The organism is Spirillospora sp. CA-108201 (assembly GCF_050936235.1).
Classification (GTDB): Bacteria; Actinomycetota; Actinomycetes; order Streptosporangiales; family Streptosporangiaceae; genus Spirillospora.
In genome coordinates, this window is sequence record NZ_JBNJNE010000001.1 from 4,998,201 (window position 1) to 5,014,218 (window position 16,018).

11 protein-coding genes are annotated in these 16,018 nt (G+C 68.5%); 1 reads left to right on the top strand and 10 read right to left on the bottom strand.

The window, feature by feature from the left end:
• Positions 1–906 precede the first annotated feature (906 nt).
• Positions 907–2,088: a cytochrome P450 gene (locus ACQEU6_RS24080; RefSeq protein WP_499335175.1), complete on the top strand. Its 1,182-nt coding sequence runs from the start codon at positions 907–909 to the stop codon at positions 2,086–2,088.
• Here the strand turns inward: ACQEU6_RS24080 and ACQEU6_RS24085 are convergent.
• The 10 genes from ACQEU6_RS24085 to mshD form a co-directional block, all read right to left on the bottom strand.
• Positions 2,075–2,509 (bottom strand): SAM-dependent methyltransferase, encoded by a 435-nt coding sequence (locus tag ACQEU6_RS24085; RefSeq protein ID WP_499335178.1) that lies wholly within the window; start codon positions 2,507–2,509, stop codon positions 2,075–2,077. The genes ACQEU6_RS24080 and ACQEU6_RS24085 overlap by 14 nt on opposite strands.
• Complete coding sequence (locus ACQEU6_RS24090) at positions 2,481–3,371, bottom strand: SAM-dependent methyltransferase (RefSeq protein WP_499335181.1); 891 nt, start codon at positions 3,369–3,371, stop codon at positions 2,481–2,483. Before ACQEU6_RS24090 ends, ACQEU6_RS24085 begins: the two co-directional genes overlap by 29 nt.
• Positions 3,372–3,397: 26 nt before the next feature.
• Complete coding sequence (locus ACQEU6_RS24095; RefSeq protein ID WP_499335184.1) at positions 3,398–4,996, bottom strand: phospholipase C; 1,599 nt, start codon at positions 4,994–4,996, stop codon at positions 3,398–3,400.
• Between the two features lie 713 nt (positions 4,997–5,709).
• A complete protein-coding gene (gene efeB, locus ACQEU6_RS24100) occupies positions 5,710–7,221 on the bottom strand; it encodes an iron uptake transporter deferrochelatase/peroxidase subunit (protein WP_499335188.1) in 1,512 nt (503 codons plus the stop codon).
• Positions 7,154–8,107, bottom strand: a complete 954-nt coding sequence (locus ACQEU6_RS24105) for an imelysin family protein (protein WP_499335191.1) — start codon at positions 8,105–8,107, stop codon at positions 7,154–7,156. The genes efeB and ACQEU6_RS24105 overlap by 68 nt, the downstream gene beginning before the upstream one ends.
• Positions 8,108–9,265: 1,158 nt before the next feature.
• Positions 9,266–10,042 (bottom strand): phosphate ABC transporter ATP-binding protein PstB, encoded by a 777-nt coding sequence (gene pstB / locus ACQEU6_RS24110; RefSeq protein ID WP_179832263.1) that lies wholly within the window; start codon positions 10,040–10,042, stop codon positions 9,266–9,268.
• Positions 10,043–10,123: 81 nt separating this feature from the next.
• On the bottom strand, positions 10,124–11,029 hold the full coding sequence (gene pstA, locus ACQEU6_RS24115) for a phosphate ABC transporter permease PstA (RefSeq protein WP_499335194.1): 906 nt from the start codon (positions 11,027–11,029) through the stop codon (positions 10,124–10,126).
• Positions 11,026–12,006 carry a phosphate ABC transporter permease subunit PstC gene (gene pstC / locus ACQEU6_RS24120; RefSeq protein ID WP_499335196.1) on the bottom strand — a complete coding sequence of 327 codons (981 nt, stop codon included), beginning with the start codon at positions 12,004–12,006 and terminating at the stop codon, positions 11,026–11,028. The genes pstA and pstC overlap by 4 nt, the downstream gene beginning before the upstream one ends.
• 92 nt (positions 12,007–12,098) lie before the next feature.
• Positions 12,099–13,202, bottom strand: a complete 1,104-nt coding sequence (gene pstS / locus ACQEU6_RS24125; RefSeq protein WP_499335199.1) for a phosphate ABC transporter substrate-binding protein PstS — start codon at positions 13,200–13,202, stop codon at positions 12,099–12,101.
• A gap of 1,489 nt (positions 13,203–14,691) precedes the next feature.
• Positions 14,692–15,567 (bottom strand): mycothiol synthase, encoded by an 876-nt coding sequence (mshD, locus tag ACQEU6_RS24130; protein ID WP_499335202.1) that lies wholly within the window; start codon positions 15,565–15,567, stop codon positions 14,692–14,694.
• Positions 15,568–16,018 lie beyond the last annotated feature (451 nt).

Here is a 16,018-nt window from a genome sequence, read left to right on the forward strand (position 1 = left end):
GCAGTAAGCGGTCATCGACGGTGACCACCAAGGATCCGCGATGAACCGAACAACAACACACAGAACCGGTCTGCCCCCTAACAGGCGGGCCGGTTCTTTAATTCGAAGACCCAGTAGAGCACCCTCCGTACCGGCGTCAGCGGCTCCCCATGCACGCACTTCTTTCGCTTTGAGCCTGCCGACACTCAACCCGGAGCCCTGCCCGCCGTGAGTACAAGATCCGCGTCAACGCCCTTCAAGCGGCTACAGCCGGACCATGATCGTTCTCACCGATAACCGCTGTACCGATGTTCCCCGAGGCCGATGTCTGTGTCGAAGGCGGCTGTCAAGAGCCCAGGGCCGTCGCTGCTGGCGCTGTGAGCCGCCCTGATCTTGTGCGCACCTGATTGCTTGGGACGATCGGCATGAGTTCCCAAGTGCCGAGGTCGCGACCGGCCGTACCTGCCGGAGTTCCGGCGGTGGTGGTGGAGTTGGTTCGGGCCGGCCGTCCCCCGAAGAACTGGCCGATGGGTTCAAGCGACCGTTCGGTCGATCCGGCATCTGGGTTCGCAGGACTGGTCGTTCCAGAGCTACCCAATACCCGCTGGTCGGTTACAGCAGGCGCGGTGGGCTCCACCCACATCAGCAGGGGCCGACCTGCGAGGCGTCCTGCGTCGGTGACCGTCGTCGCCGCCACTCCGGCCCGGGCATGCCCAGCTCCACCGAGTGGGAAAAGAGACGAGCTCAACCGCCGGGCTACGTTGCCGCGTAGCGGCAAGGCTCGGCGTGTCTGCAGAACCGGGGCAACATCACACCCGATGTGCCGCGCGGCTGGCGGACATCTTTGGACATGGCACTGTTCAACACCCGCCAGAACAGAGATCCTTTAGGGACAGGCTCTACGCGCAAGGAAGGCGGGTACTTCAGGTGCCGACGATTAAGTTCGATCCGTACAGTGCACAGTTCCGCGCCGACCCGTATCCGATCTATCGGCGTATGCGGGCGGAGGAGCCCGTCTACCGCAACACCAAGCTGGATTTCTGGGCGCTGGTCCGGCATCGGGATGTGGTCGGCGCCCTTCGGGATCCCCGGCGGTTCTCCAGTGCTAACGGTCCGTTGCTGGAACCGTCCATCTGGGGCGCAAACGCGCACAGAGTCCTGTCGTTCGTCGCAATGGATGCCCCCCGGCACACGATGATGAGGGCTCTCGCGGCCCCCCTGTTCGGCCCGAAGCAAGTGTCTGCGTTGGAGCCGGAGATCGTGCGGATCACCCGGTCCTATCTAGAGCCTGCGCTGGAACGCGGCTCCTTCGACTTCGTGACTGATGTCGCTGCTAACGTCCCGATGGATGTGATCTCCGAACTGCTCGGTATCCCAGCGAGGGACCGGGAGCTGACTCGTCGGCTGGCCAACCAGGCCGCGGACCGGCCGCCCGGTTCCAGCGACGTACCGGCCGAAGGAACCGCCGCGCTTGCACAACTGATGGAATATCTGACCGATTTGGTTACCGAAAGGCGTCGCCGACCTCGGCAGGATCTGACCTCTGCGTTGGTCACCGCCCGAATCGAAGGACGCGCCCTTACTGCCCAGGAAGTGATCGCATGCCTTGTGCTTCTGGTCGCCGCTGGAAACGAGACCACCACCCGGCTTCTGGCAGGCGCCTGGTACTGGGCTTGGCGAAACCCCGACCAGCGAACACTTGCCTTCTCCGGCCGAGTCGAAGATTGGATCGCAGAGACACTGCGTTACGACACCCCTGTGCAGTACGTGCTGCGAACGACGACGCAGGCGGTGGAGGTCGCTGGCAGATCTTTGCCTGAGGGCGCCCGGGTACTATTGCTGCAGGCTGCCGCCAACCGCGACCCCGGGGTCTTCCCTGATCCCGACCGTTACGATCTGAACCGCGATACCCGCCGCGCCGTCGCTTTCGGGCTCGGACCGCACTTTTGTCTAGGGGCACCGCTGGCCCGCCTGGAGGCCAAGGTCGTGCTGGGCGAGTTGGCGGCCCGAGTCAGCGCCTACGACATCGACGCTGCCAGGGCGCGGTATGCCCACGCTGGAACGGCCCGCGGATTCGCAAGTTTGCCGACGACCGTCAATCCGCGCTGACCGGCGCTTCTTTCCGTGCCACACCGACCAGCCAGGTGCCCAGGCCTGCTTCTAGTTCCTCGGCTGCCAAGTCGGGGCGCCAGTCGGGCGCATCGACAAGCTTTCCCGGTCCCACCAGGCCCAGCCCGTCGAAGAGGCCAACTACGCTGGCGTGGTCGCGCGGGTGGATCCCTGATCGGCCCCACGGGCCGCCCGGGGTGGTCAGGTGCGAAACGAAGTTGGCTGGGTATGTGGAATGTGAGACGACAAGGTACCCGCCAGGTGGGAGAGCCCCGGTGTAGGCCTGAACGACCGCGGACGGGTCATCTTCATCGGAAATAGAATGCAGCACAGCGGCAAGCATGATCGCCATCGGGCGCTCGAAGTCGATGAGCCGCCGTGTTGCCGGGTGCTCAATGATTTTCCTCTGGATGGCGTACATCGGCCTCGATGAGGTCAACGCCGCACTCCTTCGCCAGCAGCGCGCGGCCGTAGGCGCACACCATGGGGTCGTTGTCGGCATAGAGGACACGGACATCGGGGTGGGCGCGACGCGCTATCTGGTGCACGTTCTGCAAAGTCGGCAGGCCGGTTCCAATGTCAATGAACTGGCGGATGACGACGCCTGCCAGATAACGTACTGCACGGACGACGAAGGCGCGGTTGATCCGAGCGACCTGCCGTGCGCCAGGATAGCTCTCGACCATTTTTCTGGCAGCTTCGCGGTCGACCGCGAAATTATCCTTTCCACCTAGCAGGCAGTCATATACCCGTGCTGGGCTAGGCGTGGATGTGTCGACCCCCGTGCCGGCTGCGTGGCTTGTTCGTGATTCGAACCATACCGGGCGGGGTTCCCATTCGTTGTCGACGTCAGCGTCCGAGATCTGTTCTGCAATGTTTCGTAGCCATCGGCCAGGCTTGGCGTGTGGTTCCAACAGCCGTACCACCTCGCGATACTCGGCGAGCGCCTCGCCCTTGCGTCCAGAGCCGTCCAGCGCCATCATGCGCAACCCGTGCAGGTGCTCGCTCCACGGGTCGTCTGTGAGCCATCTAGTGACCAGCTCCACTACGGTTCGGAATTCACGTCGTTGCAGGAGTACCTCGCCCAGCTCCTCTCTGGCGTCCAACAGTCCGCCGAGCAAACCTTGCCGGGACGGCTCCATGGCAACCGTGTGCGGCATGTCACCCAAGGGGGGTGCCCCCACAGACTCAGCGCCTTCTGATGCAGCTCCGCAGCCTGCCGGGGACCTGCTTCGCGGATGGCCCGGGCCTGAACGGTGAGCTTCCGGCGAATAGCCGGGCACAGGCCAAGAATCAGTGGAGGCAAAATTTAGGGACGTCCGGCGACTGCTCCGGTATCTGGGTTTATGAGCACTCGACGTCCACTTCCCCTGTCAAAATCGAACATCGAGGTCAATGAGGCGGCTCGGGCGTCGAAGGAACCGTCTCCGATACGGCCAACACCCCAGTTGTCCTCGATGAAGCGCAAGATCGACGCCTGTTCCAGAGGACGATGGTCCACGTAATTCACCTTGGCGTACGGCGAGATCACGATCAGAGGTAGTCGCTGGCTGGGACCGCACCGGTCCTGGTAGCCGCCGACGGCTCCGACCTTTCTGCAAGCCCGCTCGTCTTGCGCGGGATCGTTCGAACCGTTCGTGATGCGCGGAGGGACGTGGTCGTACCATCCGTCGGAGTCGTCGTAGGCGAGGATCACCGCAGTGGTCCTCCACTCTGGTGACTTCTCGATCGCGTTGACGGTGGACGCGACAAACCTCTGCTCGTCCAGGGGGTCGGAGTAGCCAGCGTGGGCGTCCTGGTAGGCGGGGGCCTTGAGGAAGGACACGGCCGGCATGCGGTGCGCGGCGAGCGCGGCATGGAAATCGGCCAGGTCGTACTGATGATTGGCCTGGTCGGTGCGGCCGATCGCAGCCACCCCTGACGGAGGGAGATGTTTCTCGTTCGCCGTCGACTTGTAGTACTGGAACGGCTCGTGGTGTGGGCTGTAGTCGATGACCTGGTTCTTGCCGATGTTGGCATGCGCGGCGCCGCAGACCTTGTACCCGTCTCGCATACCGGTCGGCCGGAACCCACCTTGGAACCAGCCCCACGTCACGTGCTTGGCGTTCAGCAGGTCACCGATATTGCGGCCGGTCATCACGGTGAGATTGTTGTCGGACGCGTGGTTGTTGCCGGAGCAGTCGTCGAACGCCGGGTCAGGGTCAGTGATGACCGTCCCTGTTCCCTCCTTGTCCGGAGACGAGACCACGGACGGGTCAGAGACTTTCTCCTGGGTCTTCGGATCGACCGCGTAGCCGCCGTGCGTCTGCCCCGAGACGAGATTGAGGGCGCCGGGGGTGGACGGGCCGAACACCGAATCCCAGGAGTTGTCGCTCATCGCGTAGTTCTGCGCGTAGTTCCACATGGCGGTGACCGTGTTGCCGTCGAAGTAGTCCATGACAAGGCCGGGTTCGCCGGAGAGAAGAGGCTGGCCGGTGCATTCGTCGTGCTCGGTGAACTCGACGAACTTGTCCATGCGGCCACCGTTGACCGCCTTCTGCTCGGCGGCGTAGCCGTGATCCTGGTCGCAGGTGAGTGCCTGAGAAGGGCCGAGCCGCTTCGGGCCGTACCGGTTGGGGTTCCTCGTCAGGAGATCTCCGCTCAATCCGTTGACCTTCGGTGTCCTCGCCGCAGCATGGAACGGCGTACCGTCGGTGTTGGCGGCCTTCGGATACGTCCCGAAGTAGTGGTCGAAGGAGACGTTCTCCCCGTAGATCACCACGATGTGCTCGATCGGGCTGCGCGCCTCAGCCGTGGTGCGCGTGGAAGGAGCCGCTCCCTCGCCGCCTCCACAGCCGACACCCAGAGCCGCGACCGCGCCGACCACGACTATGGACGCGGCCAGCACCGAGGGCTTGCGCTTGCCCATCGCTCCTCCACTCACGCGCCTAGACGACCTACGACCCACACCAACCCCGAGCCCTGCCCTGCCAGCCCCGCCTGCCCTGCCCTGCCAGCCCCGCCTGCCCTGCCCTGCCAGCCCCGCCTGCCCTGCCCTGCCAGCCCCGCCTGCCCTGCCCTGCCCTGCCAGCCGCGGCCTACCCGCAAAAGCCAACCGCCGAGCCTCGCCGCTGAGCCATGTCGCTAGCTATGCCGTCCGAGCTGACCGCCCGAGTCATGCCGCGAGCCCTGCTGCCCAAGAGCCGGCCAAGCCCAGTCGGCCAAGCCCTGCAGCCCCATCCCCATCCCCATCCCCATCCGCCAACGCCCGAGTCTTGCCGCCCGAGCCCAGCTGACCGAGCCCCGCCAACCCGCGCCCCACCGAGCCAGCGAATCGCCCCGGCCTTGCCGCACGAGCCTCGCCGCCCGAACTCTGCCGTCCGACCCCCACCCGAACCGGCCAGCCGAGCCCCTTGCACAAGCCAACTGCCGAGTTTTATCGCTCGACCCTCACCGCCTGAGCCCTGCCCCAGCCAGCCAGCCAACCGCACGAGCCTCGCCCCGATCCCCGCCGCACGAGCCTTGCCACCTGGGCCCGGCAAGCTGAGATCAGAGAGCCGGGCTAAGTTGGCGACCGAGGCGATCCGGCTGGCCCCGTCGCGCAGGCCCCGCCGCGCAGGCCGCGCCGCACGCCGGCACGCTCTATACGAGCAATGCCCTGCCGAAGAAGTCCGTGCCGTCCGCGACACCCGGAATTGCGAAGAAATAGCCTCCGCCGAACGGAGAGATGTAGTCGGTGAGCGGTTCGTCCTCCAGCCGCTCCTGGACGACCTCGAACTGCCGCCTCGGGTCCTGCTGGTAGCAGGTGAACACGAGGCCCATGTCGAGGTTCCCGGCCGCGTCCACGCCCCGGTCGTAGTTCCACGCCCGGCGCAGGATGCGGCTGCCTTCGGTCTCGGGGACGCGCGGATTCGCCCGGCGGATGTGGCTGGTCAGCGGTATGACGCCGCCGACCGGGTCCTCGGCGTAGCGCGGGACGTCTCGCTCGTGGGTGCCGTCGAGCGGCGCGCCGGTCTCGCGGCTGCGGCCGAACATGCGTTCCTGCTCGGTGAGGCCCACTCTGTCCCAGAACTCCACGAGCATCCGGATCAGACGAACCACCAGGTATGTGCCACCCGCCGTCCAACCAGGCTCGGAACCGTCCCGCGCGGCCCAGACGAGTCGGTCCATCTCGGCGGGACGACCGACATCGGGGTTCGCGGTGCCGTCCTTGAACCCCATGAGGTTTCGCGGCGTGCCGGACGGGCGCGGCTTGCTGTTGAACCCGTTGACGCGCCAGCGGATCTGCATGGCACCTCGCGTATGACGGCAGATGTCCCGCAGCGCGTGCAGGACGGTGTCCTCATCGGATGCGCCGATCCGCAACAGCAGGTCGCCGTGGCACCACACCGGGTCCAGGTCGTCGTTCGGGAACGTGCGCATCCTGGTGAGCCGCGTGGGCCGCAGAGCACCCAAACCGAAGCGTCTGTCGAAGAGGGAAGCACCGACACCCACGGTCACCGTCAGCTCCCCTGCGGGGATATCAGGGCCGAGAATGCCCGAATCGGGCGGCGGCCCGGCGATCCCCATCTGGGTCGGAGCTCCGCCACCGGTGAGCGCCCTGCTCCTGTCCGTCAGTGCGCGGAACAGCTCGGCAAGCTCGGCCCGGCTCTCCGCGATCACGTCGAAGGCGACGACGACCGCTCGGACCTGCGGCACGTCCAGGATCCCGCGCTGGTGGACGCCATGGAACGGCGAACCTCCCTGCCCCGCCTCTGCTCCTGCGGCTCCCGCGGCCGTCGCTCCCAAGCTCTCCGGCTCCGGCTCCGCCTCCAAGCCCTCCGGCTCTGCTTCCAAGCCCTTCGGCTCCGCTTCCACGCCGTTCGTTGCGGCCCTGGGGCTTGCCGTTTCCGTTCCCGATCCAGCGGACTCCGCGTTCAGGTCAGCTGGAGCCGCCGAGCCTGTCCCAGAACCTCTCGCCCCAGCGGCCGGCCCCCCGCGAGCCCCGTGGACCCCGTCACGATCGGCGCGTCCCGGACCACCACGCCCGCCACCCCGGCGGCCAGCGCACCACGCAGAAACACTCGGCGACCTGGCCCGGTCGCCTTCATGACGTCCTCCGCACAGCGCCGACCGCCGCGACCGCAGCCAGCCGTTCCACGAGTTCGCCGACATCACCGTCGATGCGTTCGCGCTCCATCGCGCTCAGCCGATCGAGCGGCGTCCACCTTCCGTGCCGGCGGTGGGACGCCAGCACCCGGGACGCCCGTTGGAGCCAGCGGTCGATCCCACCCAGCTCGGGCATCCGGCCTTCGAGCGCCGGGCGCAGCGCGGCGAGCACCGCCCGCGTTCCCTCGACGTACGCGGCGACCGTGGCGAGCGTCGTCCCGCTCCCCTGGTCCGTCTTCCCGGTGAGCTCGAACCGGAGGACGTCCTCCAAGATCTCGTGAGCGCGGAGCCCGAGATCCCCGGGTTCGGTCTCCTGCCGCGGGAAGTCGTCCCGCAAGGCCCGAACGGATCTCGCCAACCGCTCGGCGGGACCCCGCAACGAAGCCGCGGACTCCCGATGCCACAGCCCCCACTCCACCCGCCGAAACCCCCGCAACTGCCGGAGCCCCCGATCGTGGACGCCCTTCGGTCGCCTGGCCGGACGCCCGTCGATCTCGTCCGTGAAGTGACCGAACGTCCCGTACGCCGCGCCGAGCCGCTCGTAGGCCAGATGCGCGGGCAGCCACGCCTCCTGCGCCGCCTTCAGATCGCCACCCCGGACGGCGTCGAGCAGCACGTCCGTGCGTCGCTCCAGAACGCCGAGCCCCCTGGCGGTGGAGGCACGGTAGGCGCGCACCGCCGGATACAGGTCATTCCGGGTCAACGGCCGGACGCCCCGCGCCCCAGCGCCCGCCCCGGTCACCCGCACGACCGGCCCGGTGACGGCGGCCCCGCCCTCCGTCCGGCACCTGACCGCGTACGCCCCGGCGGCGAGGCTGACACGCATCGGACGGGTGGTCCCGGGCCCGACACCGTCCAGCTCAACGAAGATCGCCCCCTTGGAGGGATCCACCAGAGCGACATCGACCGCCGACGAGTCAGCGTTGTGCACCGCCAGCGTCTGGTTCCCGGCGGCCGCGGGCTTCCACCCCTCCCCGCAGCGCGAGCGTCCCGCCTGGACGACGCCGCCGCCCGTCCCGACTGCCTCATGCCCGGTACAACCCGACAATCCGCAGGTCACGCCAACGAACAGAGGAACCGACAGAGGAAGGAGGAGGACCCGATTGGCAAGGTCCATACGACGTGGGTACCACGACCTGCCCCCGCAGGAGGCCGAAGCAACCGGCGAGTCGCGGACCCAGCTCCCAAGGCCAAACCCACGCCCCCCGCACCAACGATCCCCGGGACGGCCCGCACACCCCCGAAGCCGAAGCCCCCGGCATCCGCCCGCACCCAGAATCGACCGAGCCAAAGCCAGCCGAACGAGTTCAGCCAACCCGAACCCGGCCAACCCGAGCCCAGCCAACCCGAACCCGGCCAACCCGAGCACCAAGCAAACCAGCGACCCGCCGGGGCCACTCGGACCGAGGACATCCGAACTCAGGACAGCCGGACTGCGGATCAGCCTGACCAGGGCTCAGCCGGACCGGGGAGCCAGCCGGACCAAGAGCTCAATCGACCCGAGCGCCAACCAAACCGGCGACCGACCCGAGATCAATCGGACCACGGGCCAGCCGGATTGAGGATCGGCCGGACGAGGGCTCAGCCGAACCGGGGAACCGCCCGGACCGAGCACCACCAAAGCAGCGACCAGCCGGGACACCTCGACCGAGGACCAACCAGACCGTGGCCCAGCGAGACCAGGAGACCCGCCAAGCCGGGGGCTCAATCGACTCGAGCACCCATCAGATCGGCTGCCAGCCGAGGACCAGCCGGACCCACGACACCAGACCGAGAACCAACCGGACCGAGAACCAACCGGGCCGAGAACCAACCGAACCGGCGACCCGCTGGGCTCAGCCGAACCGAAACCAGGCGGGCCGCGAGCCAGCCGGACCAAGGACCAACTCAACCGGGACCAACTCAGCCGGGACCGATTGAACCAGGACCGGCCAAACACCGAGAACCATGCGAACCAGGGACCATCCGGCCGGGACTCAGCCGAGTCAGAAACCGGCTGGGCCGGAGACCGACTGGGCCCTGAGACCGACTGGGCCCTGGGAGCGGGGGATCAGCCGAAGCGGCCGGTGATGTAGTCCTCGGTGGCCTTCTGCTCCGGGTTCGCGAAGATCTTGCTGGTGTCGTCGATCTCGATGAGCTTGCCGGGCTTGCCCGTCCCGGCGATGTTGAAGAACGCGGTGCGGTCGCTGACCCGGGCCGCCTGCTGCATGTTGTGCGTGACGATCACGATCGTGTACTGCGTCTTCAGCTTCTCGATCAGGTCCTCGATGGCGAGGGTGGAGATCGGGTCGAGCGCCGAGCACGGCTCGTCCATCAGCAGCACCTGCGGCTGGACGGCGATCGCCCGCGCGATGCAGAGGCGCTGCTGCTGCCCGCCCGACAGGCCGGCGCCGGGCTTGGCGAGCCGGTCCTTGACCTCGTTCCAGAGGTTGGCCCCGCGCAGCGACTCCTCGACGACCTCGTCCAGCCGGCCCTTGCGGCGGACGCCGTTCAGCTTCAGCCCCGCCGCCACGTTGTCGTAGATCGACATGGTGGGGAACGGGTTGGGCCGCTGGAACACCATCCCGACGACGCGCCGCACCGCGACGGGGTCGACGGACGAGTCGTACAGGTCCTCCTCGTCCAGCATGACCTTGCCCTCGACGCGGGCGCCCGGGATGACCTCGTGCATCCGGTTGAGGGTGCGCAGGAACGTGGACTTGCCGCAGCCCGACGGCCCGATGAACGCGGTCACCGAGCGCGGCTCGACCGTCATCGAGATGTCCTCGATGGCGTGGACGCCGCCGTAGTAGGCGTGCAGCCCGGATACCTCGATCCGCTTGGCCATGGGGTCAGGGTTCCTTTCTCTGGGTCAGCGGGCTCTGCAGTTGCGCGGCTGTCGGACCGGCGGCCGCCGGTCCGAGGGGGGTCAGCGCCCCGCGGGCGCCTTGCGCCGCGCGACGAGCCGGGCGGCCAGGTTGAGCAGCATGATGATCCCGATCAGCACGAGGGCCCCCGTCCAGGCCCGGTCGATCGAGTTCTGGCTGGGGTCGGCGGCCTGCTCCCAGATGAAGGTGGGCAGCGAGGCCTGCGCGCCGTTGAACGGGTCGTTGTTGATCGCCTTGGTGAAGAAGATCGTGAGCAGCAGCGGCGCGGTCTCGCCCATCACGCGGGCGACGGCGAGCATCACGCCGGTGACGATGCCGGTCATCGCGGTCGGGAGGATGACGAAGCAGATCGTCCGCCAGCGCGGGACCCCGAGCGCGTAGGACGCCTCGCGCAGGTCGTTCGGGACGAGCTTGAGCATCTCCTCGGTCGCCCGCACCACCGTGGGGATCATCAGGATCGTCAGGGCGAGGGACCCGGCGAATCCGGAGAAGTCGAAGCCGAACGTCAGCAGCCACAGCGCCAGCACGAACAGGCCCGCGACGATCGACGGGATGCCGGTCATCACGTCCACGGTGAAGCTGATGATCTTACCGAGGCGCCCGTTGCCGGCGTACTCCACCAGGTAGACGGCGGTGAGCACGGCGATCGGCACGGCGATCAGGCTGGTGATCAGGACCTGCTCCAGCGTGCCGATGATCGCGTGGTAGGCGCCGCCGCCGGCGTCGCTGCCGCTGACGGCGTTCATCGAGAACTGGAAGAACGTCAGGTCGAGGCGCTTGGCTCCGTTGACGATCACTGTCCACAGCACCGACACCAGCGGGATGAGCGCCAGCGCGAACGCGAGGTAGACCAGGCCCTGGACGACCCGGTCCTTGATCTTGCGTCCGGCGGACACCGGCGCCAGCCGGGCGCCGGGGTCGGGCTTGCGGGTGGAGACGGCGGTCACACGAACTCCTTCCGGCGCGCGACGACCGCGCGGGCGGCCATGTTCACGAGCAGCGTGATCACGAACAGCACCAGGCCGGAGGCGATGAGGGCGCCGCGCCCGGTGGTGGAGGCCTCGGCGAAGCTGTTGGCGATGTTGGAGGCGAACGTGGCGCCGCCGTTCTCCAGCAGGTGGATGTTGATCCCGGGCACGAAGGTGAGGACCATCGCGACCGCGATCGTCTCGCCCATGGCGCGGCCGAGCCCGAGCATCGCGCCGCCGATCATGCCGGAGCGCCCGTAGGGCAGCACCGCCATCCGGATCGTCTCCCAGCGGGTGGCGCCGAGCGCGAGCGCGGCCTCGACGTTGGCCCGCGGCACCTGCAGGAACACCTCGCGCGAGATCGACGAGATGATCGGCAGAATCATGATCGCGAGCACCACGGAGGCCGTGAAGATCGAGTTCTTGCCGGGAGAGTCGCCCCCGAACAGCGGGATCCAGCCGAGGACCCCGTTCAGGAACTTGCTGATCCCCTCCATGTGCCGGGAGAGGAAGACCAGTCCCCAGAGCCCGTAGACGATGCTCGGCACCGCCGCGAGCAGGTCCACGACGTAGCCGAGCCCGGAGGCGACGCGCCGCGGCGAGTAGAACGAGATGAACAGCGCGATGCCGACCGCGACCGGCGTCGCGATGAGCATCGCGAGCAGCGACGACACGACCGTCCCGAACGCGAGCTGCGCGATGCCGAACTCCGGCGGCGTCGCGTTCGGGTTCCATTCCTCGGCGGTCAGGAAGTTCGCCTTGTTGTCCTGCAGCGCCGGGATGGCCTTCCACACGAGGAAGACCGCGATCGCGGCCATGATCAGCAGCACGGTGATGCCGGAGCCGCGGGCCGCCGAGACGAAGATCTTGTCTCCGGCCCGTCCGGTGCTCATCCGCCTTCCGGCGGCACGGCGGTCGACGCCGGCGGCCGCGCCGACGCCGGTCTCGCTCGTCACGGGACGTCCTCCTTCGATCATGTCGGCGGAACCCGCATCGGCCCCGCCGCCGATGTTCTCGGCGGCGGGGCTGCGGTTCCCGTCTTCTGCTGTCAGGACAGGGCCTTCACGGACGCCTGGACCTTGGTCAGCACGCTCTGGGGGAGCGGCGCGTAGCCCTTGTCGGTCAGGATCTTCTGGCCGTCCGCGCTGGAGGTGTAGGTGAGGAAGGACTTGACGAACTTGCTCTGCTCGGACGGCAGGCCCTTCTCACACGCGATCTCGTAGGTGACCAGGACGATCGGGTAGGCGCCCGGCTCCTTGGTCGCGTAGTCGATCTTCAGCGCGACATCGTTGCCGGTGCCGGTGACCTGCGCCCCGGCGACGGCCTTGGACGCGCTGTCGGGCGACAGCTCGGCGAACTCGCCCGCGCCGTTCTTGACGTGCGCGGTCTGCAGCTTGTTGTTCTCCGCGTACGACATCTCCACGTAGGAGATCGCGCCCGCGGTGCTCTTCACCTGGCTGGTGACGCCGTCGGACTTCGGCGCGCCCTGGCCGGTGGAGTTCGGCCACTTCTTGGCCTTCTCCCACGTCCAGGTCTTCGGCGCGGTGGTGTTCAGGTAGTTCGTGAAGTTCTCCGTGGTGCCGGACTCGTCCGAGCGGTAGATCGGCTTGATCGGCTCGGACGGCAGCTTGGCGCCGTCGTTCTCCTTGGCGATCGCCGGATCGTTCCAGGTCTTGATCTTGCCGGAGAAGATGCTCGCGAGCGTCTCGGGCGAGACCTTGAGACCGTCCACGCCCTGCACGTTGTAGACGACCGCGATCGGGCCGACGACCATCGGCAGGTTCAGCGCGTTGCTCCCCTGGCAGCGCTTCTGCGCGGCGGTGGCCTCTTCGGGCTTGAGGGACGAGTCGGAGCCGGCGAACGCCACCTGCCCGCTCGTGAACGCCTGGATGCCCGCGCCCGAGCCGCTCGGGTTGTAGTTCAGGTTGGCGCCCGCGCACTTGGAGGAGTAGAGCTTCGTCCACTCCTCCATCGCGTTCTTCTGCGCGCTCGACCCGGCAGCGTTGACGCTGGCCTTCGCGCAGTCGATGTCGCCGGACGGCGCAGCGCTCGAACTCGCCGTCGTGTTGTTGTCGCTCCCGCAGGCGGAGAGGGCCAGCGCCCCCGCTACGACAACACCGCCGAGGGCGGCGAGTCGGGAACCGTTCTTCACCGGAGGGTCTCCTTGAGTTTCGTCGGGCGGGTCTCCCGAGCCGCCCCGGCCCATGTCGACCGGACGACGGGTTCGCCGTCGAATGCGACGCTAGGCAGGCGAGGTGACCAGCCGCCCCGATCCAGGTGAACGGCAAATGAACGCAGACGAGCACAGTTGCGAAGAATGCCCCGATTTGCCGTGGCCGCCGGGTTAACATCGCAGCTCATCACCCCAAAATCCCGGTCGAGACATCCCCCGGCAGGGTTGACCGGCGGGCATCCGGGGAACCACGGGTCGCCCCAGGTGGCAGGCACGGTTCGAGGCCGCAGAGCAGCACCGAACCGAACGCTCGAACGAGGGCGAGAGCTAACACGAGAGCAAACCCGACACGATGGCGGAGTTAACGAAGCAGCGGAACTCTCAAACCCGCTAGGCCGCCACACGAGGACGGCCCGCCCGAAGGGCCACAGCCCCTGCCCCAGCGACAAGCCCCACACAGCCAGAAGCACTCAAACGCCGACAAGCACCCACACGATGAGGGCCCAGGGCCGCAAGCACGCTCCGAGCGCGGCCGCGGGTCATAGCGCCCACGCGGCAGGTGCCCGCACGGGAGCGATCATGCAACGGAAAGCCTCCGCACGGCAGGGGCCTCCGCACGGCAGGGGCCTCCGCACGGCGAAGGCAAGGTCGTGCGCAGGGCGTCCCTGCGGCAAGGAGGAGCCGTTCAAGGGCTTCATGCAGCGAGGACGACGTCCAGCAGGGCCTTCATGTGGCGGGGGACCGTGCGGCGGGCCGTTCACCGGAGGCTTCGTATCGCCGGGTCCATCCGTAGGGCGCGGAGCCGGTGCTGCCTCCGAGGCTCGGCCATGCGGCGAAAGAGCGGCCTCGTGGTGGGGCCCTGTAACTGGGGGCCACGTAGCGGGGCGCGGAACAGCCGTCCGGCCCGGGGCGGCCATGCAGGAGAGGCTGCCGTGCGGCGAGGGCCTTCGTGTGGCGGGGCCCTTCATACGGCAGGGACCTTCGTGTGGCGGGACCTTCTTGTGGCCGGGGTGGTCGTGCGGAGGGCGGCTCTGCGGCGGGAGCGATCATGCGGAGAGGGCCGTTCGGTAAGAGTTTGCGCGTGACGGGGGCCTTCGCGTGACCGGGGGCCTTCGCGTGACCGGGGGCCTTCGCGTGACCGGGGGCCTTCGCGTGACCGGGGGCCTTCGCGTGACCGGGGGCCTTCGCGTGACCGGGGGCCTTCGCGTGACCGGGGGCCTTCGCGTGACCGGGGGCCTTCGCGTGACCGGGGGCCTTCGCGTGACCGGGGGCCTTCGCGTGACCGGGGGCCTTCGCGTGACGGTGAGCGCACTGCGACCAGGTGGCCGTTCAGCAAGGGCGACATTCAGCAGGGACGGGCTGCATCGGGAGGTGATCACGGGGTGCCCGTGCGGCCGAAGGGGCCGCAGTGGGGGTGATCGTGGGGTGCGGCCGGGTCTGAGGCTGGGAGCGTCGTGCGGCGGGGTGGTTACTTGGTGGTGGTGTACATGACGTCTACGGCGTGGTGGGTGAAGCCCAGGGAGGCGTAGAGGCGGACGGCGGCGGTGTTGGACTCGTCCACGTAGAGCATGATCTGGTCCATGCCGATGTCGCGCAGGTGGTGCAGGCCACGCAGGGTGAGCGTGCGGCCGAGTCCGAGGCCCTGGGCGGACGGGTCGACGCCCACGACGTAGACCTCGCCGACGCGGCCCGGGTGCACCTTCGTCCAGTGGAAGCCGGCGAGCCGTCCGTCCCGCTCGGCGAGGAAGAAGCCGGCCGGGTCGAACCAGTCCTCGGCCTCGCGCTCGCGGACGTCATCCATCGTCCAGGCGCCCTGCTCCGGATGGTCGGCGAACGCGCGGGCGTTCACCTCCAGCCAGGCCGCCTCGTCCCGGCCCGGCTCGAAGGCGCGGAGCGTCACGCCCTCGGCGGCGCGAGCCTCCGGCAGCGGGTCGACCGCCGGGCGGCGCATCTGGAACAGCACGCGGGACCGCTCCATCCCCTCGGCGGAAGCGAGCGCCGCCGCCGCCGGAAGATCACCGTGGGCCCACACTCGCAGCGGCCCGCCGGCCTCGTCACGCAGAGCGCGCAGCAGCGCCCGTCCGTGCCCCCGGCGCCGACACTCCGGGTGGACGACCAACTCGCCGGCCGCGGGCTCCTCCTCGGAAGCCGGATCGAAGTGCGCGTAGGCCACGACGGTCCCGCCGTCGGACACCGCGAGCCCGGACCGTCCGCCCCGCAGAGCCAGCAGGGCGTGCTCCGACAGCGGGCCCACCCCGTCGGCATCGGTCGCGACCCTGGCCAACTCCAGCGCCCCGGCCACCTCGGCGTCCCCCAGCGTCCCGCGCGCCCGCAGCTCACTCACGTCCCACACCCTATGCCGACGCCAATACCTGCCCCGCGAACGCCCCAACCCGGCGCCCACTCCTGACCAACCTCACTCTGCACACCCCGCATCCTGACCGGCCCCGCCCACAGCCCGATGACCGCCGCACCCCCAATAACCGCCGTGCCCCTTTAACCGCCGTGCCCGATCTCCGCTTCACCTCGATCAGCCCGCACCCCGGGTCAGCCCGGACCCCGGGTCAGGCCGCCCCCCAGTCAGGCCGCCCCCCAGTCAGGCCGCCCCCCCAGTCAGCGCTGCTCCTGATCAGCGCCCCAGCCGATCAGCACCCACGCCCGAACAACACCGCGCCCGAACAGCCCGCCCACCGTCGGCACCGCGCCCGAAAAACATCCCGCCCGGACAGCACCCCGCCCGGACAACACCCCGCCCGGACAGCAGCCCGCCCGTCCGACCGGCGTCGCGACCCGGA